This window comes from Marinobacter sp. (assembly GCF_041686475.1).
Lineage (GTDB): Bacteria > Pseudomonadota > Gammaproteobacteria > Pseudomonadales > Oleiphilaceae > Marinobacter.
The window spans coordinates 1-21,794 of the sequence record NZ_JAWLDU010000040.1 but is presented as its reverse complement, the minus strand read 5'-3'; the positions used below and the strand labels follow the sequence as shown (position 1 = coordinate 21,794).

At 57.3% G+C, this 21,794-nt stretch carries 24 protein-coding genes; 8 read left to right on the top strand and 16 right to left on the bottom strand.

The features are described 5' to 3' along the window. The first annotated feature begins 15 nt into the window (after positions 1 to 15). From hisB to hisF, 4 genes are all read left to right on the top strand, one after another. Positions 16 to 609, top strand: a complete 594-nt coding sequence (hisB, locus tag ACESMB_RS10470; RefSeq protein ID WP_372926395.1) for an imidazoleglycerol-phosphate dehydratase HisB — start codon at positions 16 to 18, stop codon at positions 607 to 609. Positions 610 to 637: 28 nt separating this feature from the next. Continuing rightward, positions 638 to 1,279, top strand: coding sequence for an imidazole glycerol phosphate synthase subunit HisH (gene hisH / locus ACESMB_RS10465; RefSeq protein WP_372971497.1), 642 nt, complete (start codon positions 638 to 640; stop codon positions 1,277 to 1,279). Positions 1,280 to 1,474: 195 nt separating this feature from the next. After that, positions 1,475 to 2,212, top strand: coding sequence for a 1-(5-phosphoribosyl)-5-[(5-phosphoribosylamino)methylideneamino]imidazole-4-carboxamide isomerase (hisA, locus tag ACESMB_RS10460; protein WP_372926393.1), 738 nt, complete (start codon positions 1,475 to 1,477; stop codon positions 2,210 to 2,212). A gap of 8 nt (positions 2,213 to 2,220) precedes the next feature. Then, positions 2,221 to 2,994, top strand: coding sequence for an imidazole glycerol phosphate synthase subunit HisF (gene hisF / locus ACESMB_RS10455; RefSeq protein WP_372926392.1), 774 nt, complete (start codon positions 2,221 to 2,223; stop codon positions 2,992 to 2,994). 48 nt (positions 2,995 to 3,042) lie between these two features. On the opposite strand, the gene ACESMB_RS10450 is transcribed toward hisF, so the two are convergent. From ACESMB_RS10450 to gpmM, 4 genes are all read right to left on the bottom strand, one after another. After that, positions 3,043 to 3,864, bottom strand: coding sequence for a divergent polysaccharide deacetylase family protein (locus ACESMB_RS10450; RefSeq protein ID WP_372926391.1), 822 nt, complete (start codon positions 3,862 to 3,864; stop codon positions 3,043 to 3,045). Beyond that, positions 3,861 to 5,252 carry a S41 family peptidase gene (locus ACESMB_RS10445; RefSeq protein ID WP_372971496.1) on the bottom strand — a complete coding sequence of 464 codons (1,392 nt, stop codon included), beginning with the start codon at positions 5,250 to 5,252 and terminating at the stop codon, positions 3,861 to 3,863. Before ACESMB_RS10445 ends, ACESMB_RS10450 begins: the two co-directional genes overlap by 4 nt. A gap of 107 nt (positions 5,253 to 5,359) precedes the next feature. Beyond that, entirely contained in the window at positions 5,360 to 6,451 is a 1,092-nt protein-coding gene (locus tag ACESMB_RS10440; RefSeq protein ID WP_372926407.1) for a murein hydrolase activator EnvC family protein, read from the bottom strand. Between the two features lie 44 nt (positions 6,452 to 6,495). Continuing rightward, complete coding sequence (gene gpmM / locus ACESMB_RS10435) at positions 6,496 to 8,043, bottom strand: 2,3-bisphosphoglycerate-independent phosphoglycerate mutase (RefSeq protein ID WP_372926389.1); 1,548 nt, start codon at positions 8,041 to 8,043, stop codon at positions 6,496 to 6,498. Between the two features lie 146 nt (positions 8,044 to 8,189). On the opposite strand from gpmM, the gene ACESMB_RS10430 reads away from it, so the two are divergent. Then, entirely contained in the window at positions 8,190 to 8,606 is a 417-nt protein-coding gene (locus ACESMB_RS10430) for a rhodanese-like domain-containing protein (RefSeq protein ID WP_150989944.1), read from the top strand. Between the two features lie 35 nt (positions 8,607 to 8,641). Further along, positions 8,642 to 9,142, top strand: coding sequence for a protein-export chaperone SecB (secB, locus tag ACESMB_RS10425; protein ID WP_372926388.1), 501 nt, complete (start codon positions 8,642 to 8,644; stop codon positions 9,140 to 9,142). A 62-nt stretch (positions 9,143 to 9,204) separates the two neighbouring features. Here secB and ACESMB_RS10420 read toward each other — a convergent pair whose 3' ends face one another. The 6 genes from ACESMB_RS10420 to traF all read right to left on the bottom strand — a co-directional run bounded on the left by ACESMB_RS10420 (position 9,205) and on the right by traF (position 14,987). Next, positions 9,205 to 9,966, bottom strand: a complete 762-nt coding sequence (locus ACESMB_RS10420) for a hypothetical protein (protein ID WP_372971495.1) — start codon at positions 9,964 to 9,966, stop codon at positions 9,205 to 9,207. Next, a complete protein-coding gene (trmL, locus tag ACESMB_RS10415; RefSeq protein WP_372971494.1) occupies positions 9,944 to 10,408 on the bottom strand; it encodes a tRNA (uridine(34)/cytosine(34)/5-carboxymethylaminomethyluridine(34)-2'-O)-methyltransferase TrmL in 465 nt (154 codons plus the stop codon). Before trmL ends, ACESMB_RS10420 begins: the two co-directional genes overlap by 23 nt. 7 nt (positions 10,409 to 10,415) lie before the next feature. Further along, a complete protein-coding gene (locus ACESMB_RS10410; protein WP_372971493.1) occupies positions 10,416 to 11,594 on the bottom strand; it encodes an acetyl-CoA C-acetyltransferase in 1,179 nt (392 codons plus the stop codon). Positions 11,595 to 11,684: 90 nt separating this feature from the next. Next, positions 11,685 to 12,431, bottom strand: a complete 747-nt coding sequence (locus ACESMB_RS10405; protein WP_372926384.1) for a pteridine reductase — start codon at positions 12,429 to 12,431, stop codon at positions 11,685 to 11,687. A gap of 32 nt (positions 12,432 to 12,463) precedes the next feature. Beyond that, positions 12,464 to 13,561, bottom strand: a complete 1,098-nt coding sequence (locus tag ACESMB_RS10400) for a multifunctional CCA tRNA nucleotidyl transferase/2'3'-cyclic phosphodiesterase/2'nucleotidase/phosphatase (RefSeq protein WP_372971492.1) — start codon at positions 13,559 to 13,561, stop codon at positions 12,464 to 12,466. 133 nt (positions 13,562 to 13,694) lie between these two features. Further along, the gene (traF, locus tag ACESMB_RS10395) at positions 13,695 to 14,987 is read right to left on the bottom strand and encodes a conjugal transfer protein TraF (protein ID WP_372971491.1); all 1,293 of its coding nucleotides are present in this window, start codon (positions 14,985 to 14,987) and stop codon (positions 13,695 to 13,697) included. A 254-nt stretch (positions 14,988 to 15,241) separates the two neighbouring features. Here traF and ACESMB_RS10390 point away from each other — a divergent pair, with 254 nt between their 5' ends. Together ACESMB_RS10390 and ACESMB_RS10385 are read left to right on the top strand one after the other, a co-directional pair. After that, a complete protein-coding gene (locus ACESMB_RS10390) occupies positions 15,242 to 15,784 on the top strand; it encodes an LPP20 family lipoprotein (RefSeq protein WP_372926381.1) in 543 nt (180 codons plus the stop codon). A 14-nt stretch (positions 15,785 to 15,798) separates the two neighbouring features. Beyond that, the gene (locus tag ACESMB_RS10385; protein WP_372926380.1) at positions 15,799 to 16,989 is read left to right on the top strand and encodes a flagella assembly protein FlgT; all 1,191 of its coding nucleotides are present in this window, start codon (positions 15,799 to 15,801) and stop codon (positions 16,987 to 16,989) included. Positions 16,990 to 17,006: 17 nt separating this feature from the next. Here ACESMB_RS10385 and ACESMB_RS10380 read toward each other — a convergent pair whose 3' ends face one another. The 6 genes from ACESMB_RS10380 to sufC are packed head-to-tail and all read right to left on the bottom strand — an operon-like array spanning position 17,007 to position 21,740. Then, positions 17,007 to 17,468, bottom strand: coding sequence for a SufE family protein (locus tag ACESMB_RS10380; protein WP_372926379.1), 462 nt, complete (start codon positions 17,466 to 17,468; stop codon positions 17,007 to 17,009). Beyond that, positions 17,468 to 18,010 (bottom strand): putative Fe-S cluster assembly protein SufT, encoded by a 543-nt coding sequence (sufT, locus tag ACESMB_RS10375; protein WP_372926378.1) that lies wholly within the window; start codon positions 18,008 to 18,010, stop codon positions 17,468 to 17,470. Before sufT ends, ACESMB_RS10380 begins: the two co-directional genes overlap by 1 nt. 30 nt (positions 18,011 to 18,040) lie before the next feature. Continuing rightward, positions 18,041 to 18,394 carry a HesB/IscA family protein gene (locus ACESMB_RS10370; RefSeq protein ID WP_285390616.1) on the bottom strand — a complete coding sequence of 118 codons (354 nt, stop codon included), beginning with the start codon at positions 18,392 to 18,394 and terminating at the stop codon, positions 18,041 to 18,043. A gap of 13 nt (positions 18,395 to 18,407) precedes the next feature. Beyond that, on the bottom strand, positions 18,408 to 19,661 hold the full coding sequence (locus tag ACESMB_RS10365; RefSeq protein ID WP_372926377.1) for an aminotransferase class V-fold PLP-dependent enzyme: 1,254 nt from the start codon (positions 19,659 to 19,661) through the stop codon (positions 18,408 to 18,410). Positions 19,662 to 19,667: 6 nt separating this feature from the next. After that, a complete protein-coding gene (gene sufD, locus ACESMB_RS10360; RefSeq protein ID WP_372926376.1) occupies positions 19,668 to 20,954 on the bottom strand; it encodes a Fe-S cluster assembly protein SufD in 1,287 nt (428 codons plus the stop codon). A 12-nt stretch (positions 20,955 to 20,966) separates the two neighbouring features. After that, complete coding sequence (gene sufC / locus ACESMB_RS10355) at positions 20,967 to 21,740, bottom strand: Fe-S cluster assembly ATPase SufC (protein WP_372926375.1); 774 nt, start codon at positions 21,738 to 21,740, stop codon at positions 20,967 to 20,969. Positions 21,741 to 21,794 lie beyond the last annotated feature (54 nt).

The window sequence follows — 21,794 nt, the reverse complement described above, 5'->3', positions numbered from 1 at the left end:
GATTTTGGAGTCTCCATGGCCGAACGCAAGGCTCGGGTAGAAAGAAATACCCTGGAAACACAGATTACCGTTGAAATCGATCTTGATGGTACCGGCAAGTCCAGCTTTGACACCGGTGTGCCTTTCCTTGAGCACATGATGGATCAGATTGCCCGCCACGGGCTGGTGGACCTGAACATCGTCTCTAAGGGTGACCTGCACATTGATGACCACCACACCGTGGAAGACATCGGCATCACCCTGGGCCAGGCCTTCAAGCAGGCGGTGGGCAACAAGGAAGGCATCCGCCGCTATGGCCACGCCTACGTACCACTGGATGAAGCACTGTCCCGCGTGGTGATCGACCTGTCCGGCCGCCCCGGTTTGCTGATGGATGTGCCTTACACCCGTGGCGCTGTCGGGGGCTTTGACGTGGACCTGTTTGCGGAGTTCTTCCAGGGCTTTGTGAACCACTCCATGGTGACCCTGCACATCGACAATCTGAAGGGCAAAAACACCCACCACCAGATTGAAACCGTGTTCAAGGCCTTCGGTCGCGCCCTGCGCATGGCCATTGAAATGGACGAGCGTATGGCGGGTATCACACCTTCTACCAAGGGTTCGCTTTAACCTGTCTTCGAAGGACACCGCAACAACCATGAAAACCGTTGCCATTATCGACTACGGCATGGGCAATCTTCACTCTGCCAAAAAAGCGGTAGAGCACGTAGCCCCGGATACCACCGTACTGGTCACCGATAACGCTGATAAAATCCGTGAAGCCGACCGGGTGATCCTGCCCGGTGTGGGTGCAATTCGTGACTGCATGGCTGAAATTCGCCGTTTGGGTATCGACACCCTGGTGCGCGAGGTGTCCCGGAATCGCCCGTTCCTGGGCATCTGTGTTGGTATGCAGGCACTGATGTCCCGCAGCGAAGAAAACGGTGGTGTTGACTGCATTGGTCTATTTCCTTCAGAAGTGCGGTACTTCGGTGAAAACCTCGTGGAAAACGGCGAGCGCCTGAAAGTACCCCACATGGGCTGGAACGAGGTATACCAGACCATCGAGCATCCGCTTTGGCATAACATCGCCGACGGCGATCGTTTCTATTTTGTGCACAGCTATTATGTGGAAGCCGAAGGCAATGATGACATCGCCGGTCGCAGCCATTATGGAGTCGATTTGGCTGCGACTGTGGCAAAAGACAACATATTCGCAGCACAGTTCCACCCGGAAAAAAGCGCGAGGGCGGGCCTGCAGTTACTGAAAAACTTCACAAACTGGACCGGAAAAAGCTAGCGGGCCACTCTAAAGTAGTGATTCGCCGAAGCGGAGGCCCTGTTCGGGGACGTCAAAAACATGGATGTTTTTGTCGAGCGTACAAGGACGTATTAACAGCGTGCCCCGAACAGGGCCTCCGCTTCGGTGGAGCACGGGCGATCAAACTCTGTTGCAGGCAGCAAGCCAAACCCAGTCCAAAGGAAAAGAGAAAACATGCTGATTATCCCGGCGATAGACCTCAAAGACGGCAAGTGCGTAAGACTGCGCCAGGGCCGCATGGACGACTCCACCGTTTTTGGTGATGACCCCGTAGACATGGCAACCCGCTGGGTCAATGCTGGCGCCCGCCGCCTGCACCTGGTGGACCTGAACGGTGCTTTTGCCGGTGAGCCTGTCAATGGTGAAATCGTCCGGGCTATCGCCTGCAAATACCCGAACCTGCCGATCCAGATCGGCGGCGGCATCCGCTCTGCCGAAACCATAGAGGCCTATCTCAAGGCGGGCGTCCAGTGGGTGATCATCGGCACGAAAGCTGTGAAGGAACCGGAATTCGTCACCGATATGTGCAAAAAATTCCCCGGCCATATCATCGTCGGCCTGGACGCGAAAGATGGCCGTGTTGCTACTGACGGCTGGGCAGAGGTCTCTGAAGTCATGGCCACTGACCTGGCGAAACGCTTTGCCAACGACGGTGTTGAAGCCATCGTCTACACCGACATCAGCCGCGACGGCATGATGCAGGGTGTGAATGTGGAAGCCACTGCAGCGCTGGCTGAAGAAGGTGGTATTCCGGTTATCGCATCTGGTGGCGTTACCAATATGAACGACCTCAAACGCCTGGCAACCGTGGCTGAAAAGGGCATTCTTGGTGCCATCACCGGCCGTGCCATCTACGAAGGCACTCTCGATGTATCCGAAGCGCAGGTCTTCTGTGACGGCCTGAAGGGGTAAGACGAATCATGGCTCTGGCAAAACGCATCATTCCCTGCCTCGACGTCGACAAAGGCCGCGTTGTGAAGGGCGTCAATTTCGTCGATATCCGCGATGCCGGTGACCCGGTGGAAGTGGCCCGTAAGTACAACGAGCAGGGCGCTGACGAAATCACTTTCCTGGACATTACCGCCAGCCACGAAAGCCGCGACACCACCTACGAAACCGTGGAGCGCATGGCGGCTGAAGTGTTCATTCCGTTGACCGTTGGCGGTGGCATACGTACCGTTGAAGACATCCGCAAACTGCTGAACGCCGGGGCTGACAAGGTGTCCATCAACACTGCGGCAGTGTTCAACCCGGAATTTGTTCGTGAAGCGGCTGACCGCTTCGGCAGTCAGTGTATTGTAGTGGCCATTGATGCCAAACGGGTCAGTGGCGAAGGTGAAGAGCCGCGCTGGGAAATTTTCACCCACGGTGGCCGCGAGCCTACCGGGCTGGATGCTGTGGAATGGGCCCGCAAGATGACCGCCATGGGTGCCGGTGAACTGCTGCTGACCAGCATGGACCGGGACGGCACCAAGGTTGGCTTCGATCTGGGGCTGACGCAGGCAATAAGCGATGCAGTGTCGGTCCCGGTGATCGCGTCAGGTGGCGTTGGTGAGCTTCAGCATCTGGCGGATGGTGTGACCAGGGGGCGTGCGGATGCTGTGTTGGCGGCGTCGATCTTTCACTTTGGGCAGCATACGATTCCCGAAGCCAAGGCGTTTATGAAGGCGCAGGGGATTGTCGTGCGTGACTAAGGTATTGTCGGATTACGCCTGCGGCTAATCCGACACCCAGCCCAAATCCTACTCCTGCTTTGCCAACGCCGGCCGAATCTGCCGCTTTTCTCCTTCCGCAAACATCGGCCGGTTACCATTCTGCATGGCCCAGACACCACTGACAGTCGCGATGGCTATGCCTTCCTCGTCCAACTCCGGTAAACGCTTCTCCAGGTAGTCCACGGTTACCTTGTGCGGATGGCCGATGCCTACAGCACTGCCGTTTTCTTTTGCCCGCTTGACCAGCAGCTGGAACTGCCTGTCCACGTATTCCTCGGTCTGCTCATGATCAAGAAACACATCACGGGTGAGGGTGGGGATGCGATAGGCGGCAGCCACTTCGCCTGCGATGGAAGAGGCAATGGTGCGGCTGTCGACGAAATAGACCGGGTAATGGTCAAGTTCCGACATCACCCAGTGCATGGCGTCCATTTGCTGGGTCAGCAGGCTGCCCATGTGGTTGTTGACACCGCGCACATGGGGAATGGACTGCAGGGCGCGGCGCAGGGTGGTCGCCATTCTGTCTTTGCCCATACCCGGGCTCAGGCCACCCGGGCCAAGCCCGATATTGCGGGTGTTGGCCATGGGGGCATGAAGCATGATCTCCTTCTGCTCCCGATGAGCATGTTCTGCGAGTTCGGTGGTGTGTCTGCGATAGGGCAGGAAGGCCAGAGTGATGGGCTGCTCAAGCCCGATCAGCCTTTTGCCTTCCGCCAGGTTGTGACCCATATCGTCAATAATGATGGCGATGGTGGGTGGCACCTGATGCGACTCATCCCGTTTTTCCCCGGCACTTGCCGGCGCTGATGCCGCGAGAATCGCCGCAATCAGCGTAGCTAGTACTTTCAATCCGCGCTTTCCTGTTCCGGCTTGTTACGCTTGTTGAGAATGCCCAGGCCTTTCAGCAGGTTCAGTGCCGAACGTAACTGGAAGTCCCTGCTTTCGGGAGAGGCTTCGGTTTCCATTTCAGCAGCATTCTGTTCTTCGTCCTGGCCTTCAAGGTGGCCGCTCAGGTCAGCCTCGGTAAAGACCGGCTGGCCCTCCAGTTCCGTGAGCTCTGCAGGCTTCACTTCAATATCCGGCTTGATGCCCTTGGCCTGAATGGAGCGGCCATCCGGGGTATAATAGCGGGCCGTTGTCATCTTGATCGCATGGGTTTCATCCAGCGGGATAACTGTCTGGACGCTGCCTTTGCCGAATGACTGGGTGCCCATGACGACTGCGCGCTCATGATCCTGCAATGCACCGGCAAGGATTTCCGAAGCCGATGCGGAGCCGCCGTTGATCAGAACCACTATCGGGGTGTCTGTCATCACATCGCCGGGCTCGGCGTTGAAGCGCAGGCGCGAACTCTGGATCCGGCCCTCGGTGTAAACAATCAGTCCTTCGTCAAGCAGGGCATCTGCTGCTTCGACCGCGGCCTGAAGAATGCCTCCCGGATTGTTGCGCAGGTCAATGATCAGGCCGTCCAGATCACTGCCATGTTCTTTTTCAAGATCTTCAAGTGCCGTGGTGAACTGGGAGCCGGTGTCTTCCTGGAACTGGGTGATCCGGACATAACCATACCCGTTCTCAATGATGCGGGACTTGATGCTGGTAACCTTGATGACATCACGCTCTACATCAATCTCGATGGGCGCGGATTCGCCTTCACGCATTATCGTAAGTGTGAGTACGGTGCCGGGCTTGCCGCGCATCAGTTTGACAGCCTCTTCCAGGGACATGCCCTTGACCGGCTGGTCGCCCAGCTTGATGATCAGGTCGCCTGCCTGAACGCCGGCTTTCTGCGCGGGGGTATCGTCGATGGGGGAAATGACCTTTACAAACCCGTCTTCCATGCCGACTTCAATACCAAGCCCGCCGAATTCTCCGGAAGTGCTCTCTTCCAGTTGCTCGTAGTCTTTCGGGGCCAGGTAAGTGGAGTGCGGGTCCAGGTCTGACAGCATGCCTTTAATGGCGCTTTCCAGAAGCTTGCGGTCGTCCACCTCTTCCACGTAGGCGTCCTTGATGCGGCCGAAGACCTCGGCAAACTTGCGCAGATCGTCAAGGGGTAACTGTTCCTCCGGGTCCGGAAGTTCAATTTCAACCTGTTCGCCGTGCTGAATGCCTTGCAGAAGTTGCTCTGTTTCGTCATCGGTTTCCTGGGCGTGAATCAGGCCGGGCAGGGCGGTCAGGCAGGCGACAAGGGCGAGTGCGCTGATGGTTGCGGCATGGTTAAAACATCTTACCCGTCTCATTCACGTATCCTGTGTTGTTCCGATGGCTGTTTGGTTCCCGAGTATTGCCGGACAGTATGGCGTTACCAGACTGATTTGTCAGCCTTCAGGGTATCACGAACGGGAAGCTACCGGTTGCCAAGCCAACGCCGCGGATTGTCCGGTTTTCCATTATGGCGGATTTCGAAATAAACGGCGGGGTCGTCGGTGCCACCGGTGCGGCCTGCCTGGGCAATGGCTTCGCCGGCTTCGACCCAGTCACCGGGACTGGTATAGAGACTGCTACTGTGCCCGTAGAGGGTCATGTAGCCGTCGCCATGGTCGACAATGGTCATCAGCCCGAAGCCCCTGAGCCAGTTGGCAAAAACGACACGGCCATAGTGTACCGCTTTCACGTCGCTTTCCTTGTCCGTGTTGATAAGCAGGCCATTGTAGCGCAGCTTGCCACCGGCATAGCTGTCTCCGAAACTGCTGGCAACCTTGCCTTCGACGGGCCAGGGCAGTTTGTTTCGTAGCGAACCGAAGGGGTCTGATTCGTTGGGGGTGGGAATGTCGGCGATGGCTTCTTCCACTTCCTTCAGCAGTTTTTCCAGCCGTTTACGGTCAGACTCGAGTTCCTGGCGTTCGCTTCTGCGGTCACTGATGTCTTCCTCAAGGGCCGCCAGGGTCTGTTCCCGTTCACTTTTACTGCTATTGAGCTGCTGCTGGCGGTCGGCAACGTCCTGTTCCAGTTCCGCCAGTCGCAACCGGCCGTCCCTGACCTGCTCCTGGGTTTCTTTCAGTTGCCGCAGGTTGGTCGAGAATGCCTCAAGTCGATCGATAGTGTCGCGACTGAGGTATTCGTAGTAGGTCATGGTGCGGGCAATCTTGTCCGGATCAATCTCGTTGAGCAGGACTTTTACGGCGGGTGCATCGCCCTCCATCCAGGCGGCGCGAATCTGCTTTTTCAGGCTCTCCCGCTGGCTCTCCAGCGTGCGGGTCAGTTCCGCTTCCTCCTCACCGAGTTCGGTCAGGCGCTGTTGCTGCTCTTTGGCCTGCTGGCGCAACTCCCGGCGCTCACGGGTCAGGCGGCCAATTTCCTGCTCCAGGCCTGAAAGCTGGCGTTCCAGTGACGAGCGATCCTCTTCAGCATCGGCCAGCCAGTCGTCGATGTCGGCGATCTCTTCCCTGAGTGCCTTGATCTGGCCAGGCGTGACCTGTTGCTCTGCCAGTGCGGGCATGGCAGCTGCAAGCAGCAGTGCCAGTGCCAGCCAAAAACGGGCAATCAATCGATCTCCACCAGGCTATGGCCGGACATCTCAGGCGGTTGTTCAAGCCCCATAAGGCTCAGCAGTGACGGTGCCACATCGCTCAGGCTGCCGTCATCCTTGAGGGACACCTTGCGGGGGCCGACATAAACCAGTGGTACCGGGCCAATGGTATGGGCGGTGTGAACCTGGCCGGAGTTCGGGTCTGTCATCTGTTCGCAGTTACCGTGGTCTGCGGTAATCAGCGCTTCACCACCAATTTCCTCGAGTGCTTCGGCGATGCGGGATACACACTGGTCAATGCATTCGGCGGCCTCGATGGCGGCATCCAGCTTGCCGGTGTGGCCAACCATATCGCCATTGGCGTAGTTGCACACCACCAGGTCGTACTTGCCGCTCTTGATGGCTTCCACCAGCTTGTCGGTCACCTCCGGCGCGCTCATTTCCGGTTGCAGGTCATAGGTGGCGACTTTGGGCGACGGCACCAGGATGCGATCCTCGCCCTCGAAAGGTGTTTCAAGGCCACCGTTAAAGAAGAAGGTGACGTGGGCGTATTTTTCGGTCTCGGCAATCCGCAGTTGGGTCTTGCCCTGGTTGGCAACATATTCGCCCAGGCCGTTGGTCAGTTGTTCCGGCGGATAGGCGCAGGCCGTGTCGATGTCGGCAGCGTATTCCGTGAGCATGACAAAGTCTGCCAGTTCCGGGTGCTTGCGGCGCTCGAAGCCTTCGAAGTCTTTCTCGACAAAGCAGCGTGTCATTTCCCGCGCGCGGTCGGCGCGGAAGTTCATGAAAATCACGGTGTCGCCATCGTTGATGGTGCCTTCCGTGTCGCCGTTGGCCTGGATGCGAGTGGCCTTCACGAACTCGTCGTTCTCGCCCCTTTCATAGGCCTGTTCCAGTGCCGTTACCGGATCGGCAACGGTGAGGTCGGCCTCACCCAGGGTCATCAGGTTGTAGGCTTCTTCGACACGGTCCCAGCGATTGTCCCGGTCCATGGCGTAGTAGCGGCCAACAATTGAGGCTACGCGGCCAACGCCCAGGTTTTTCAGTCTGGTTGCGGCTTTTTCAAGTGATGCCCTGGCGCTGCGGGGCGGCATGTCGCGGCCATCCAGGAAGGCGTGGATGTACACCTCTTTAGCCCCGCGGTCGGCTGCCATTTCCGCAGCCGCGAGAATGTGGTCTTCATGGCTATGCACGCCACCGGGGGAGAGCAGGCCCATCAGGTGAACGGCGCGGCCACTGTTGATAGCCTTATCCATGGCGGCACAGAGAGTCGGGTTTTGCGTAAAAGTACCTTCTTCCACGTCTTTGTCGATGCGCGTCAGGCTTTGATAAACCACTCGTCCGGCGCCAAGATTCATATGGCCGACTTCGGAATTGCCCATTTGCCCCTGGGGCAGGCCAACAAACATTCCGGATGTGTTAATCAGCGTTTTTGGCTGATTTTTCCACAGCTTATCCCAGAACGGCGTATTGGCGTTGCTGATGGCATTATCGTCGGCCGGATCACGGTGACCCCAACCGTCAAGAATAATCAGTGCAGTAGGCTTACGCGTGGCAGTCATCACTTATTCCGATGGTAGTTTGGTAAATTTACTAAAACGAACATTGATTCTAAACATTTTCGCACCCCTCGGCCACCCTGGTTATCTTCTGTCAGTGGGTAAGGGTGTGTATAATCCCGCCACAAACTATTCAGCAAGGTGTTTTCATGGAAAGGGTGTTCGAATTTGCGGTTAACCATTACATTCTGGTGTCTCTGTTTGTCGCTTTCCTGCTTGCCATACTGGTACTGGAATCCCGCCGTGGCGGTGCGAAAATATCGGCGCAGGGTGCGGTAAACCTGATCAACCGCGATGAAGCCATTGTCGTCGACATCCGCGACCGCAAGGATTTTAACGAGGGCCGGATTACAGGTGCAATCAATATTCCCCTCAATAGTATCAAAAGCCGCGCATCGGAGCTGAAGAAGTTCAAGGACAAGCAGATCATCGTGGCAGACAAGATGGGCCAGCACTCTGCCATGGCCGTCAAACAGTTGAACGCCGAAGGTTACACCAACGTGGTTCGCCTTAACGGTGGCATAGCCGACTGGAAAGGCAGCAATCTGCCGTTGGTCAAGAAGTAACGGTTCCAATCCCTAATCGAAGAAAGGACAACAAAATGGCTGAAAATGAGCAGGCCGCAGCAGGCAACGAGAACCAGGCGCAACCTCAGTTTGCGCTTCAGCGGATTTATGTAAAAGACCTGTCGTTTGAGTCCCCGAACTCGCCTACGGTTTTTCAGGATCAGTGGAAGCCGCAGGTTAATCTGGACCTGAACACGTCTCATAACAAGGTCAGCGACAACCAGTACGAAGTGGTGCTGTCCCTGACAGTAACGGCGAAAGTCGACGAAAAAGTTGCCTACATCGTCGAGATTCAACAGGCCGGCGTGTTTCTGGTGAAGGGTATCGAAGGTCCGCAACTCGGCCAGATGCTGGGTGCCTACTGCCCGAATGTTCTGTTCCCCTACGCAAGGGAGGCAATTGACGGGGTGGTGAACAAGGGCAGCTTCCCGGCACTCATGCTGGCGCCGGTAAACTTCGATGCCATCTATGCCCAGGCACTGAAGCGCAAGCAGGAAGAAGCGTCAGGCGAAAGCAAGGAAGAGCAGACTCACTGAGTCTGTCTTGCCCCGGAAAAAGAAGAACCCCGCTGGCGCACACCACACGCCTACGGGGTTTTTCATTTTGGTGGAGTCGATTCAATACCTTCCCGGAATAGCCGCTGAACCTCCCCGGTTTCCTTCATGTGGTTGAGTGCTGAGGAAAGACAGGGGATGTCATCTTCACGTGAGTCGTGCACCCAGTGATAGAGGGGGGATTCCAGCAGCGGCTCGCCAATTGCCATGCCGGGGTTATGATGCCTGGCAGACAGGGCGTCCCATTCCAGCGTCAACGCCACATCAATTCGCTCACGTCCAAGCAGGCTGACAAGCTGAAATGTATCCGTGGTGGCAACCTGCGTGGCATCGTCCGGCATTACAGCAGCAATCATGCGGTAGCCATTGAGAAATCCGATCCGTTTACCGGCCAGGTTGCCTTTTGCCTCCCCGGACTGGCCGTTGTTGAAAAGGGGGACAAGCCGCGCTGTTGCGATCGGAATATTCAATGGCAGCAGGGGGGCATTGCCTTTCACGGCCATGGGTATGCGAGCCAGCTCTCCGTCGGACTGGCTTTTTTCCGCCATCATGACGGCGCGCGCGGCGGGCACATCCAGATAGCTGATATTGAGCCCGCAATCGGCATAAAGCTGCCTGACAATCTGTTTGCCGATTACAACCGACACCTCGGATGTGGTCGAGGGCGTTGTTATGACCCTGGTGCCTGCATCGGAATTATTGGTGGCTCTGTTGTTGGCCGTGGCACTGGCAGCGAACAGTATCAGAAACGCTGCAAAGCCCAGCATTGCTGTCTGGCGGCGGTTATTGAGCTCCATCAAAATCAAGCTGTCTCCATGCTTCATAGACCACCAGCGCAACCGTATTCGACAGATTGAGGCTGCGGCTTTCCAGGCGCATTGGCACGCGCAGGCAATGGGTCTGCGGGAGTGCCTGGCGAATGTCCGCTGGCAGGCCGCGGGTCTCCGGGCCAAACATCAGATAATCGCCTTTCTGATACGCCACTTCATGATATCCGTGGGAGCCCTTGGTGGTCAGCCCGAACAGCCGTGCAGGTTGTTCGCTGTCCAGAAAGCTCCTGTAATCGGCGTGAACCGTGACTGTTGCATATTCACTATAGTCCAGGCCGGCCCGCCGCATCTGCTTGTCTTCCAGGTTGAACCCCAGGGGCTCAATCAGATGCAGCCGGCACCCGGTATTGGCGCAGAGCCTGATAATATTACCGGTATTCGGCGGTATTTCAGGCTCAAACAGCACCACATTCAGCATTATGTAATCAGCGCTCCACGGCGAGTGCAACGCCCATGCCGCCGCCAATGCAGAGTGTTGCCAGCCCCTTCTTTGCATCCCGACGAGCCATTTCATGCAGCAGGCTGACGAGAATCCGGCAGCCGGACGCGCCGATTGGGTGGCCCAGGGCAATAGCGCCCCCATTAACATTAACTTTCGCTGTGTCCCAGCCAAGATCACGGTTAACCGAGATGGCCTGGGCTGCGAAGGCCTCGTTGGCTTCCACCAGGTCCAGGTCATCCACCGACCAGCCTGCCAGTTTCAGGCAGCGCTGGCTTGCCGGAATCGGGCCCGTGCCCATGATGGTGGGATCAACGCCCGCGTTGGCATGTGCCCTGATGGTGGCCAGCGGGGTCAGCCCCAGTTCCTTTGCTTTGTCGGCACTACATACGATTACGGCTGCCGCGCCGTCGTTCAGGGAGGACGCGTTGCCGGCGGTGACGGTTCCATCCTTCTTGAAGGCCCCGCGCAGTTTGCCAAGGCCTTCTGCAGTTACCCCCGCCCGGGGGGTCTCGTCTTTGTCGACGATCAGGGGGTCACCCTTGCGTTGGGGAATGGTCATCGGAACAATCTGGCTGTCGAAATAACCGGCGTCCCTTGCCGCAGAGGCTTTTTGCTGGGAAGCAGCTGCGAACTCGTCCTGCTCTTTGCGGGTAATACCGTATTTCTCCACGATGTTTTCTGCGGTCACGCCCATGTGATAGTCATTGAAGGCATCCCACAGGCCATCTGAAATCATGGTGTCGACCATGTTCCAGTTACCCATGCGCTGGCCGTTGCGGCTATTGGGAAGCACGTGGGGCGCCTGGCTCATGCTTTCCTGGCCACCGGCAATCATCAGCTCGGCGTCGCCGCAGCGGATCGCCTGCGCTGCCATATGGACAGCCTTTAGCCCGGAGCCGCAGACCTTGTTGATGGTCATGGCCGGCACTGAGGCTGGAATGCCCGCGTTGATGGAGGCCTGTCGTGCCGGGTTCTGACCACAGCCAGCAGTCAGCACCTGACCCAGGACCACTTCGTTGACCTGGTCGGCAGTAATGCCGGATTCTTCCAGCAGGGCCTTGATTACAGCGCTGCCGAGCTCATCGGCACGAAGGCTGGACAGCCCCCCACCGAAGCTGCCGACGGCGGTACGTTTGGCGGCTACAATAACAACATCACGCATGGCATCTCTCCAGTTATCATTGAGGTTTGTACAGCTTTATGTAGTGTAGCGGAAAGCCGGAAATGGCCAAAGAAAGCCGCTGACATCTTCTTACATATTCAGGCTTCGGCCGCCATCCACGGCCAGGATCTGGCCGGTCACAAAAGGTGCATCACACAGGAAAAAGGCAATGGCGCCAGCAATGTCTTCCGGTGCGCCGGTTCTGGCCAGCGGTGTTTTGGCCAGTATGCTCTGCTGATACTTCTCATCGATAGCCGCATCGCCCTCGGGCCAAAGGATGGCACCCGGGGAGACGCCGTTTACCCGGACTTCTGGGGCGAGATCTTTTGCCCAGGAAAGAGTCAATGAGGCGAGTCCGGATTTACTGGCGCAATACAGAGGGTGGTCTGCAAGCGGCCGTTGGCTGTAGATATCGATCAGATTGACAATCGCGCCGCGGGACTTCTTGAGCGCAGGCAGGCAGGCCTGGCCCAGAAAGAACGGAGCCCGCAGGTTGGTGTTCATGATGGCGTCCCAGTCATCAGCGCCGGCCTGCTCAGTGGGGTTGGGGTAGAATACGGAGGCATTGTTGACCAGTCCGTCGAGCCGGCCCCAGGCGGCAACGGCCTTTGTACCCAGGGACTCTGCTTCACCCGGATTGGCAAGGTCAGCCTGGATACTGATGGCAGACTGGGCGCGGATGTTGTTCAGCTCTTCGCAGAGGGCATCTGCCTCAGCTTCGCGGGAACGGTAATGAATCACCAGGTTCCAGCCACGCTGGTGGAGGTGTCTGGCGGTGTGGGCTCCGAGCCGGTGCGCAGCTCCGGTGATCAGCACTACAGGTGTCGGTGCTTCCATGGCGTGTCTCACTGTGTCGGTTAGGGGTCAGATCAGAGCTCAGAGATACGCCGCAAACGTTCGTTACGGATTGCCAGGCCCAGTTCTTTTCCTTTGAATCCCTGTTGCATCAGCTCCTTTGCCTCAACGCCAGCCGCTGCACGTTGTGCTGATTCCAACCATTCCAGCTTGCTCTGTTCGGTATCGGGCAGGGCGCATCGAAGGGCGCCCATCAGCACCAGGAACCGGTCGGCACGGCGCCAGACATCGGCTTCATCCAGCAAGCCGAGTAAGGTTTCCGGATGATGACAGGTCATAGAGCGTATCTTTGGTAGCAGGCCTGTAGTGAGGCGGGCCAGATCCTGGCAATCGTTCGGGGCTTTCAGTTGCACAGCGCGATTGCTGGCGTCATCCGATGCCAGTGGTGACATCAGCGCTGCGAAGCGGGCGCTGGTATCACCATCGATGCTGTGCACACAACGAAGTGCAGAAAGAGCGGCCGAATAGGATTCGTCCGGAACCAGCTCTGGAATAATATGTTTCAGCGCACCGCATTCCCGAAGGACATCGAAGAAGGTGCCAGGGTCGTTTTCATGCAGGGCCCGCTGGATTTCCTGCCAGACTCTCTCCGGTACCAGATACCCGACTTCACCCTCCGCTACCATTTGCCGCATCAGCGCCATGGTGGATTCCGCCACGGTGAAACCGAGAGGTTGCAACCGCGCGGCGAAGCGGGCGGTGCGGAGGATGCGCAGGGGGTCTTCGGAAAATGCCTCGGAAACATGGCGCAGGCTGCGGGTCCGGATATCCTCGCGGCCCCCGAACGGGTCCACCAGTTCGCCGGCGGCGGACTTTGCCATGGCGTTGATGGTGAGGTCCCGCCGCCTCAGATCATCCTCCAGGGTGACGTCCGGGGCGCTGTAGACGCTGAAGCCATGATAGCCCCGCCCCTGTTTTCGTTCGGTTCGCGCCAATGCGTATTCTTCCCGGGTATCCGGGTGAAGGAACACCGGGAAGTCGGCCCCTACCTGTTTGAAGCCCCGCTTCAGCATCTCGTCAGGTGTTGCGCCGGTGACTACCCAGTCCCGGTCCTTTACCGGAAGGCCAAGAAGTTCGTCACGTACGGCGCCGCCAACCAGGTAGGTTTTCATGAATCGGGTAGTGCTCCTTGTGGGATGTTGCTGAGGGGGATTATCAGGGTAAGGCCCTGTGCTGGCAAACCGTAGGGCCATAAAAAAGCCCGGCAAGAAGTCGGGCTTTGACGGGATGGTTATCGGGACAGGTTCAGAATGCAGCGCCAAGCTCAATGGCGGCGCCAAGGTCCGCGTCGCTGACCAGCGCGCCGATATCCAGACGGGCACCGAACGGTGACAGACCAACACCTGCAGTGAACTGGGTGCTTTCCTCAATGCCATCGTTGTCGTCATTGCTGGCCAGGTTCTGGCGCACACCCACGCGGAGCTGGGCATAACGGAAGGCGTCGAATTCGGCACCGAGGGCAAGCCACTGGGTGTCATCTTCATAGCCGAAGGCTTCTTTCTTGGTCAGATCCACTTCCGCGGTTACGACATGGAAGTCGCCTTTATGGGCGATGCCAGCGGTTACCATGGGGTTCAGTTCCAGAGTTCGTTCTTCTTCGTCAGCGCGGCTAGCTGCCGAATCCAGTTCCATGGGGATCAGGTTCTTGATGGAGACACCAGCATTCCACTGACGCTGCTCACCAAACGCGTAGGCGGCACCCAGATCCACATTGAAGCCGCTTTTATCAGTTTCGTAATTGTCGCTGTCGAACTCATCGTCTTCAAAATCAGAAATGCTTTCTGTGTACTGGAACGTGCGAAGTTGAACGTACTTCGGTGAGATACCCAGTTGCAGATTGTTGCCGTTGTCCAGTTCGAAAGCGCGGGCGAAACTGACGCCCATTTCTGCTACGGCTGAGGCCAGGATGCGGCCCCGGGATTGCAGACCGTCAAGATTAACGTCTTCCGGGTCGACCGTTCCGTCAACGATAGCTTGCAGGACGGTTTCGTCGGATTCGTCGAATTCACCGCGCACGGTAGCCGTCAGGTTGCCGTTGGTAAAAAATCCGACAGAAAGGGACGGGCCGGGCACTGCAACAGCCAGGCCCAGGCCCGCATTCACACGAATGGTGTCGTCGTCAAAACCCTTCAGCTGTCCGAGCAGATCGCCGGCAATATTCTGGGCTTCACCCCGCAACTGGGAAGCCTGGGTCTGGTCGCTGAGTTCGGCTTCGTTGATCCGTTGTGATAAATCGTCGAAAAGGTCAATCGTGTCCTGGATGTCATCGATCTGGTCAATGGTTTCTTCCTCGTCGGCAAAACGTGCGTTGACGGAGGGAAGGATCAGGCCGAAGTCGTCGGACCATTCGTGGTGCTGGGCCGCCATCATGGCCGGGTTGGAGGCGCCTGCCGCCGCCGGGTGTGCAACAGCAACGCCGGTGCCACCCATGGCAAAGGAGCGTGCCGACATAAACGTTTGCGGGCTGGCCATGGCAGAAGTGGTGGCGATGGAAAGGCCGATGGCCAGGGACAGCTTGGTCAGACGATGTTCGGTCATGGTGAATCCTGATGATACATTTACATTGTTGGTTTAAAGATTACGCGACGGTCAGACTAATCCAGTTCTTTTGGCGACACACCGGTGATGCGGTAACGGTTTGTTTTCCTAATGTAAATGGCGGTGGTTTTTTGCCGCTCTGGCGGGGCCAAAGTAGCCATTCGTTGTGTGGTGCTATCAATTTCAGCCAGTTAGAAAGGTTGGCGTGAATTTTTCATGGAAGCGGTGAACTGGTGTTTTTTCGGAGAATCAAAATGACCCTGCGGTGGATACTGATACCTGCGCTGGTGGTGACTATGGCTGGCTGTGCCCCGATCGGGCAGCATCGGGATTCCGGCGCGTCACAGCAACAGACCGAGCTGGACCCGATCACGGTTCGGGTCAGCGGTTTCGGAACCTATGAGGAAGTGTCGAAGGATCGACTCAATACCCGCAAACGACTGCTGGCCCGCAGGGCGTCGCAGCTTGATGCTTACCGCAATCTGGCGGAACGAGTGTATGGAACCGTTATCTACGGTAGTTCCACGGTGAATGATTTTGTGCTGCAGAACGACATGTTCCGCACTTACGTGGACAGCTACATTCGTGGTGCCAAGATGGTGGCCGTGAATGAACACAGTGATGGCGTTGTGGAAACCGTTATGGAGCTGAAGCTGGAGCCCAGGTTCCGTGCCTGCGTTTCCCGCGCTTCCGACAGGGAAGTTCAGGACCTGTGCCCGATTCCCATGCCCAGGGATAACGACAGCGCTGGTGATGTTCAGAGCCGCGGCGTGGATTCCCTTTACTACCTCGATTGAGAGACGAATTCCCGATGAAGCTGGCAATTCTGTTTATTACAGCGATGATGCTTGCCACTGGTGCCCGGGCGGTGGTGCTTGAGGGTATCGGGCATGCCACTATCCACAATGACGATGTGGAAAGCGCCAGACAGGAGGCCAGAAAAGCCGCACTACGGGATGTGTCTCTGCAGTACGAGGCCCGGATCAGCAGCCGCGATACCATGGAAAATGGCGTGGTGACTGAGTCCCGCCTTCAGGTGGATTCATCATCGCGGGCCAGATCCGTGAAAGTGGTAGACGAGTATCGCCGTGGGAATACGTTGCGTGTGACCGTGAGAGCGGATATGTCCGAAAGCGGAAGTTGCAGTGCGGGTGATGCAAGTGGATTGAGAAAGCGCGTTGCGGTGACGGGCTTTCCCATGGTTTATCCCGATCAGGCCCGTATTGGCCGTATCGATGATGCCGGCGAAATCTTGCCGCAATTGTTGCAGGCGGATCTACGTGACACCGGCAATTTTCAGGTGTTCGGTGCCACCACCCAGCGCCTGTTCAGCGATCTCCTGAACGCACCGACACAGCAGAAGTTCAATAACCGCCTGACCAACGTAATCCAGGTGGCCCGGGAAATGGGTGTGCAGTTTGTGGTTGCCGGCGTGATCCGCGATGTAGGCGTGTCCGACCCCGATGCCTGGGGCAGTTCCATTATTGATCGCATGCAGAGAGGCGTTGGTGCTGCCAACCAGAACCGGAGGTTTGTGGCAGACCTGATGATCTATGACGGATTCAGCGGTGCGCCCATCTACCAGGAGCGTTTCTCGACTGAAGCGCGCTGGGACGCTGGCCCGGGCTCGTCGGATGGATTCGGCTCGGCCGGTTTCCAGGAAACCCGCTATGGCCAGGCCGTTGGTGGCCTGAGGAAAGATATGACCTCTGCTGTGAATAATGCCCTGGCATGTCAGCCCTTTATTACCCGTGTCGCCCGTGTGGACGGTAACAAGGTGACTCTGGATTCCGGCGCCACAGCCGGGCTGCGGCCGGGCGATGAACTCAAGCTCTATCGCAGTGCCAGCTTCTTTGATGCACCGGGGGCCACCCCGGAACTGCAGGACAGCGGTACCACCATGACGGTGAACAACGTTCACCCGGATTTCAGCAACGGCAGGATTTCAATGTCGGGCGGGCAGATCAATATCCAGCGGGATGATGTAGCGATCGTCTGGTAATCGCCTGGCGATCGATTTCAGGCTGCAGCGGTTTCCGCTGCAATATCGCGGATTTTGCCTACCATGGCCCTGAGACCATTGCCGCGGGTCGGGGATATGTGGCGGAAAAGATCCAGCTGCTCGAAGAGTTCGTCGATATCCGTTGCCAGCAGGTCTCTCGGGGGCTTGCCGTTCAGTGCAACCAGGATGATGGCAGCCAGGCCACGAACGATAATGGCGTCGGAATCAATCAACAGGTAAAGCTTGCCACTGGATTCATCGTAGTGGTGAATCAGCCACACCTGGCTCTGGCAACCGTGCACGTAGTTCTCTTCCCTGCGCTCTTCATCGGGGAATGCAGGCAGTTGCTTGCCCAGGTCGATGATAAACGCATAACGCTCTTCCCAGTCATCCAGGAATTCGAAGCCATCCAGAACGTCTTCGAGGGTGGTGTCTTTGCCCAGCGGGTTGTTCAGAAAATCCTGTTCAGAGGCAGTCATTACAGCATCCCCAGTTCAAGCTTGGCTTCATCGGTGAGCATGTCGTTGTTCCAGGGCGGATCGAAGGTCAGCTCAACCGTCACCTTGTCGACATTGGGCACGTGTTCAAGCTTGGTCTTCACATCTTCCGTAATGACCGGGCCCATGCCGCAGCCGGCGGCAGTCAGTGTCATCAGAACGTAAACATGGTTGCCGTCTTCGGTGCCGTTCTCGATCTTGCAATCGTAGATGAGGCCCAGGTCAACTACGTTGACCGGGATTTCCGGGTCGTAGCAGTTCTGCATGGCTTCCCAGACCTGGTTTTCGTTCACCGTGCCGTCTTCGGGCGTTTCAAAGCTGCTCTCGAGGGGCTTCTTGCCCAGGGCATCGGCATTGTGGCCTTCAATACGAGCGAGGTTGCCGTTAACAGCAACGGTAAAACTGCCGCCCAGTGACTGTGTGATGGTCACAAAGGTATCCGACGGAATCATGATTTCCGTGCCGGTGGGCACAAGGCGTGCCTCTACTTCGCGTTTGGTCAGGACCACTTCCCGTTCTTGCATGCCTTGGACGGCCTCGTTATAGGTTTGTGTTCAGGCGACGGTAAAGCTTTCGCCGCAACCACATTCGGCGGTGGCATTCGGATTCCGGAACTGGAACAGGGAGTTTACCCCCTCAGTCACAAAATCAATCTCAATGCCGTTCACCAGTGGCAGGTGTTCTTCCTTAACAAACAGGTCCACACCGTCAATATGGAAAACCTTGTCGTCCGCGCCAACTTCTTCCACCCACTGGGTTTCATACTTGAAGCCGGAACAGCCGCTTTTTTTGATGGCCAGGCGGATACCCTTGGCCTCGGGTTTTTTGTCCAGTTGTTTGCGTACGTGTTTCACCGCAGTGGGCGTCATGGTGACGGCTACGGTTGGTGTGAAGACTTCGGCTGTCATGTTTCCACCTCCATCAGGCAAACAGGCGCTGGATTTTCTGCAGGGCAATGAACAATTGTTCCACTTCCTCCAGCGTATTGTAAAATGCAAAGGACGCCCGGGCAGTACCGGGAACCCCGTAAAAGTCCATTAGCGGCATGGCGCAATGGTGGCCAGTGCGGATCGCGATGCCCTGCTGGTCCAGCAATGTGCCTATATCACTGGGGTGCAGCCCTTCGATTTTAAAGGACATGACCGGAACTTTGTTGCTGGCGGTGCCAATCACTTGCATGCCGGGAACGGTTTCCACAAGTTCATTGGCCCGGGCAAGCAGTGCATTTTCTGCCGCTTCCATGCCGGCGCGATCCAGACCGTTCAGGTAATCGATTGCAGCACCGAGGCCTACTGCTTCGGCGATGGCAGGCGTGCCTGCCTCGAACTTGTAGGGCAGGGTGTTCCAGGTGGTGCGCTCGAAGGAAACCCGTTCGATCATTTCGCCGCCACCCTGGTATGGAGGCATTTCCTCCAGTAGTTGGGCCTTGCCGTACAGCACACCGATACCGGTGGGGCCAAACAGTTTGTGGGCAGAAAACATGTAAAAGTCACAGCCCAGGGCTTGCACATCCGGCTTGTAATGGGGAACTGCCTGGGCACCGTCGATGACGGTGATAATACCGCGAGCCCTGGCCTGTTCGACTAACGAAGCGATCGGGTTAACGGTGCCCAGTACGTTGGATACGTGAGTCAGCGCCAGTATACGGGTACGGTCACCCATGAGGCTGTTGAACGAGTCCAGGTCGAGCTCGCCTTGCGGAGTAACCTGAACAGGAAGCACTTTCGCGCCGGTGCGCTCGGCAATCATCTGCCAGGGCACGATGTTGGCGTGGTGTTCCATATGGCTGACCAGGATCTCGTCGCCCGGCTTCAGGCGGCCGGCGAGCCCGTTGGCCACCAGGTTAATCGCTTCGGTGGTGCCCCGGGTCCAGATGATTTCACGAGTGCTGTCGGCGTTCAGGAATCCGCGTACGGTTTCCCGCGCGCCTTCGAAAGCGGTGGTGGCACGGTCACCAAGAGTGTGGGCGCCCCGGTGGACGTTGGAGTGCATTTCCCGGTAATAGCGATCCATGGCATCCAGCACGGCAACAGGCTTCTGGGCCGAAGCGCCGTTATCCAGGTACATAAGGGGCTTGCCGTTGATCTGCTGATCAAGAATCGGAAAGTCCCGGCGGACAGCATTGACATTAAACACTGCTGTTCCTGCCTTTTTAGCCACGGAAAGATCTGTCATAACCGTTCAGGCCTCCTCAAATGTCTGGTCAAAAAACTCATTCAGCCGCAACTGGGCAGCATCCTTGACTGCCTGAACCGGAATCTGTTCAACGAGTTCGTTAATGAACGCCATAGTCAGAAGCGTATTGGCTTCCCGGCGACCGATGCCACGGGAAATCAGATAGAACAGAGAGATCTTGTCCAGCTGGCCAATGGTGGCACCATGGGCGCACTTGACGTCGTCTGCGTAGATTTCCAGTTCTGGCTTGGTGTCGATCTCGGCGCCGGTAGAGAGCAACAGGTTCTTGTTGTTCATGTTGGCGTTGGATTTCTGGGCATCCTCGTGAATATGGATGCGGCCATTGAACACAGCGTGGGATTCGTCCGCAGCTATGTTGCGATAGGTTTCCTCACTGTCGCAGTGAGCGGCCACGTGCTCAATTGAGGTGTGATTGTCATAGTGCTGCTTACCCTGGGTAACCACCACACCGTTGAGCTTGCACTCACCGCCTTCACCTTCCAGGCGAACCATCAGGTCATGACGGCGCAGAGGGCCGCCGAAGCCGACGCAATGGCTTTCAAAACGGGAGCTGGCGGCCTGGCGAACACCGGTGGCGCCAATGTGCTGGACGTTTTCGCCCTCCATTACCAGGCGTACGCTGGTGACATTGGCACCCTCTGCCAGGGAGAATTCGGTGACCGAATCCACCATGACGGGTTCATCACCGCTGGAAAGATATTCCTCAACCAGCGTAATCTGGCTGTGTCTCGCGGCTTCCAAATAGATACGCGGATAGGCTGAGCCGGAAGCGGTGCCGGTGACTTCGTGCACCACGAACAGTGGCTGGTCGAGTACCGCTTCTTTATCCAGGCGGATGTAAAGGCCATCTTCAAAACGGGCCGAGTTCAACCGTGCCATCTGAACGGCGCGGGAATCCAGAGTGTTGTCCAGGCGCTCGGCAAGCGCTGCCGCATCGCTGTCATCAAGATCGCCGAAGCGCTGAATGAGGATGCCCTCAAGATCCGGAAAGTCCGAAGCCTCGGGGACCATGACGCCGTTGCGGAAAATCACCCTGTAACCGGGCAGAGAAAGACTCAGGCCATCTTTTCCGACTGCCGGCAGGGTAGCTGCCAGCCCGTCCGTCAGTTTGAGATGCCGGCTGGAGTACTTCCAGTTTTCGGTTTTGCGGGTGGGCAATGGCATATCTACCAGTGCCCTACCCCGTTGTCTGCGCAGCTCGAGCAGTGGCGCAGGCAGTGACTGCCCGCCGGGCTCGAGGAAGGCGCTGGAAAGCGTTGGTGCTGGTTTCATTCCGCGACCTCCTTAGCTGGCTGCACTGGGAGTGGTTTCTTCGTCTTTCACGCCGAGCCATCCATAACCACGCTCTTCAAGCTCCAGCGCCAGCTCGCGCCCGCCGGATTTGACGATTTTGCCGCCGGCAAGAACGTGCACGTAATCCGGCACGATGTGATTCAGCAGACGCTGATAGTGAGTCACCATCAGAATGGCGCGGTCTTCTGCGCGCAGGGCGTTCACGCCTTTGGAGACAACCTGCAGCGCGTCGATATCAAGCCCTGAGTCGGTCTCGTCCAGAATGGCCAGCCTGGGCTGGAGCAGGAGGGCCTGGAGAATCTCGTTGCGCTTCTTCTCACCGCCGGAGAAACCCTCGTTAACACCGCGCTTGAGGAACGCCGGGTCCAGATCCACCTGTTTGGAAACTTCCTTCGCCAGCTTCATGAACTCAGCCGCGTTCATCTCGGGCTCGCCACGGTGTGTGCGCATGGCGTTAACCGCAGTACGCAGGAACTGAAGGTTGCTGACACCGGGAATCTCCACCGGATACTGGAAGGCCAGAAAGATGCCTTCACGGGCCCGCTCTTCGGTCTCGAGATCCAGCAGGTTTTCACCGTTCAGAGTGATTTCGCCTTCGGTCACCTCAAACGTCTCATTGCCCGCAAGTACCTGGGACAGCGTACTCTTACCTGAGCCATTGGGGCCCATAATGGCATGAACTTCCCCGGCCTTGATTTCCAGGTTGATGCCCTTGAGGATCTCTTCACCCTCAACGGATGCGTGCAGGTTCTTGATGCTCAGCATTTATGGCTTCTCTCTTCCTGATGTCTGAATTCTTGTGCCTTGGGCTGACTTCCA

What these genes read in the sequence shown, in the direction of transcription:
- ACESMB_RS10405 (WP_372926384.1), bottom strand. Translation starts at nt 12,431, where the DNA reads ATGGAAGCACCGACACCTGTAGTGCTGATCACCGGAGCTGCGCACCGG.
- ACESMB_RS10445 (WP_372971496.1), bottom strand. Translation starts at nt 5,252, where the DNA reads ATGAGACGGGTAAGATGTTTTAACCATGCCGCAACCATCAGCGCACTC.
- hisH (WP_372971497.1), top strand. Translation starts at nt 638, where the DNA reads ATGAAAACCGTTGCCATTATCGACTACGGCATGGGCAATCTTCACTCT.
- trmL (WP_372971494.1), bottom strand. Translation starts at nt 10,408, where the DNA reads ATGCTGAATGTGGTGCTGTTTGAGCCTGAAATACCGCCGAATACCGGT.
- hisF (WP_372926392.1), top strand. Translation starts at nt 2,221, where the DNA reads ATGGCTCTGGCAAAACGCATCATTCCCTGCCTCGACGTCGACAAAGGC.
- sufT (WP_372926378.1), bottom strand. Translation starts at nt 18,010, where the DNA reads ATGCAAGAACGGGAAGTGGTCCTGACCAAACGCGAAGTAGAGGCACGC.
- hisA (WP_372926393.1), top strand. Translation starts at nt 1,475, where the DNA reads ATGCTGATTATCCCGGCGATAGACCTCAAAGACGGCAAGTGCGTAAGA.
- ACESMB_RS10410 (WP_372971493.1), bottom strand. Translation starts at nt 11,594, where the DNA reads ATGCGTGATGTTGTTATTGTAGCCGCCAAACGTACCGCCGTCGGCAGC.
- sufD (WP_372926376.1), bottom strand. Translation starts at nt 20,954, where the DNA reads ATGAAACCAGCACCAACGCTTTCCAGCGCCTTCCTCGAGCCCGGCGGG.
- ACESMB_RS10430 (WP_150989944.1), top strand. Translation starts at nt 8,190, where the DNA reads ATGGAAAGGGTGTTCGAATTTGCGGTTAACCATTACATTCTGGTGTCT.
- gpmM (WP_372926389.1), bottom strand. Translation starts at nt 8,043, where the DNA reads ATGACTGCCACGCGTAAGCCTACTGCACTGATTATTCTTGACGGTTGG.
- hisB (WP_372926395.1), top strand. Translation starts at nt 16, where the DNA reads ATGGCCGAACGCAAGGCTCGGGTAGAAAGAAATACCCTGGAAACACAG.
- ACESMB_RS10365 (WP_372926377.1), bottom strand. Translation starts at nt 19,661, where the DNA reads ATGACAGATCTTTCCGTGGCTAAAAAGGCAGGAACAGCAGTGTTTAAT.
- secB (WP_372926388.1), top strand. Translation starts at nt 8,642, where the DNA reads ATGGCTGAAAATGAGCAGGCCGCAGCAGGCAACGAGAACCAGGCGCAA.
- ACESMB_RS10380 (WP_372926379.1), bottom strand. Translation starts at nt 17,468, where the DNA reads ATGACTGCCTCTGAACAGGATTTTCTGAACAACCCGCTGGGCAAAGAC.
- ACESMB_RS10440 (WP_372926407.1), bottom strand. Translation starts at nt 6,451, where the DNA reads ATGCCCGCACTGGCAGAGCAACAGGTCACGCCTGGCCAGATCAAGGCA.
- ACESMB_RS10400 (WP_372971492.1), bottom strand. Translation starts at nt 13,561, where the DNA reads ATGAAAACCTACCTGGTTGGCGGCGCCGTACGTGACGAACTTCTTGGC.
- sufC (WP_372926375.1), bottom strand. Translation starts at nt 21,740, where the DNA reads ATGCTGAGCATCAAGAACCTGCACGCATCCGTTGAGGGTGAAGAGATC.
- traF (WP_372971491.1), bottom strand. Translation starts at nt 14,987, where the DNA reads ATGACCGAACATCGTCTGACCAAGCTGTCCCTGGCCATCGGCCTTTCC.
- ACESMB_RS10385 (WP_372926380.1), top strand. Translation starts at nt 15,799, where the DNA reads ATGAAGCTGGCAATTCTGTTTATTACAGCGATGATGCTTGCCACTGGT.
- ACESMB_RS10390 (WP_372926381.1), top strand. Translation starts at nt 15,242, where the DNA reads ATGACCCTGCGGTGGATACTGATACCTGCGCTGGTGGTGACTATGGCT.
- ACESMB_RS10370 (WP_285390616.1), bottom strand. Translation starts at nt 18,394, where the DNA reads ATGACAGCCGAAGTCTTCACACCAACCGTAGCCGTCACCATGACGCCC.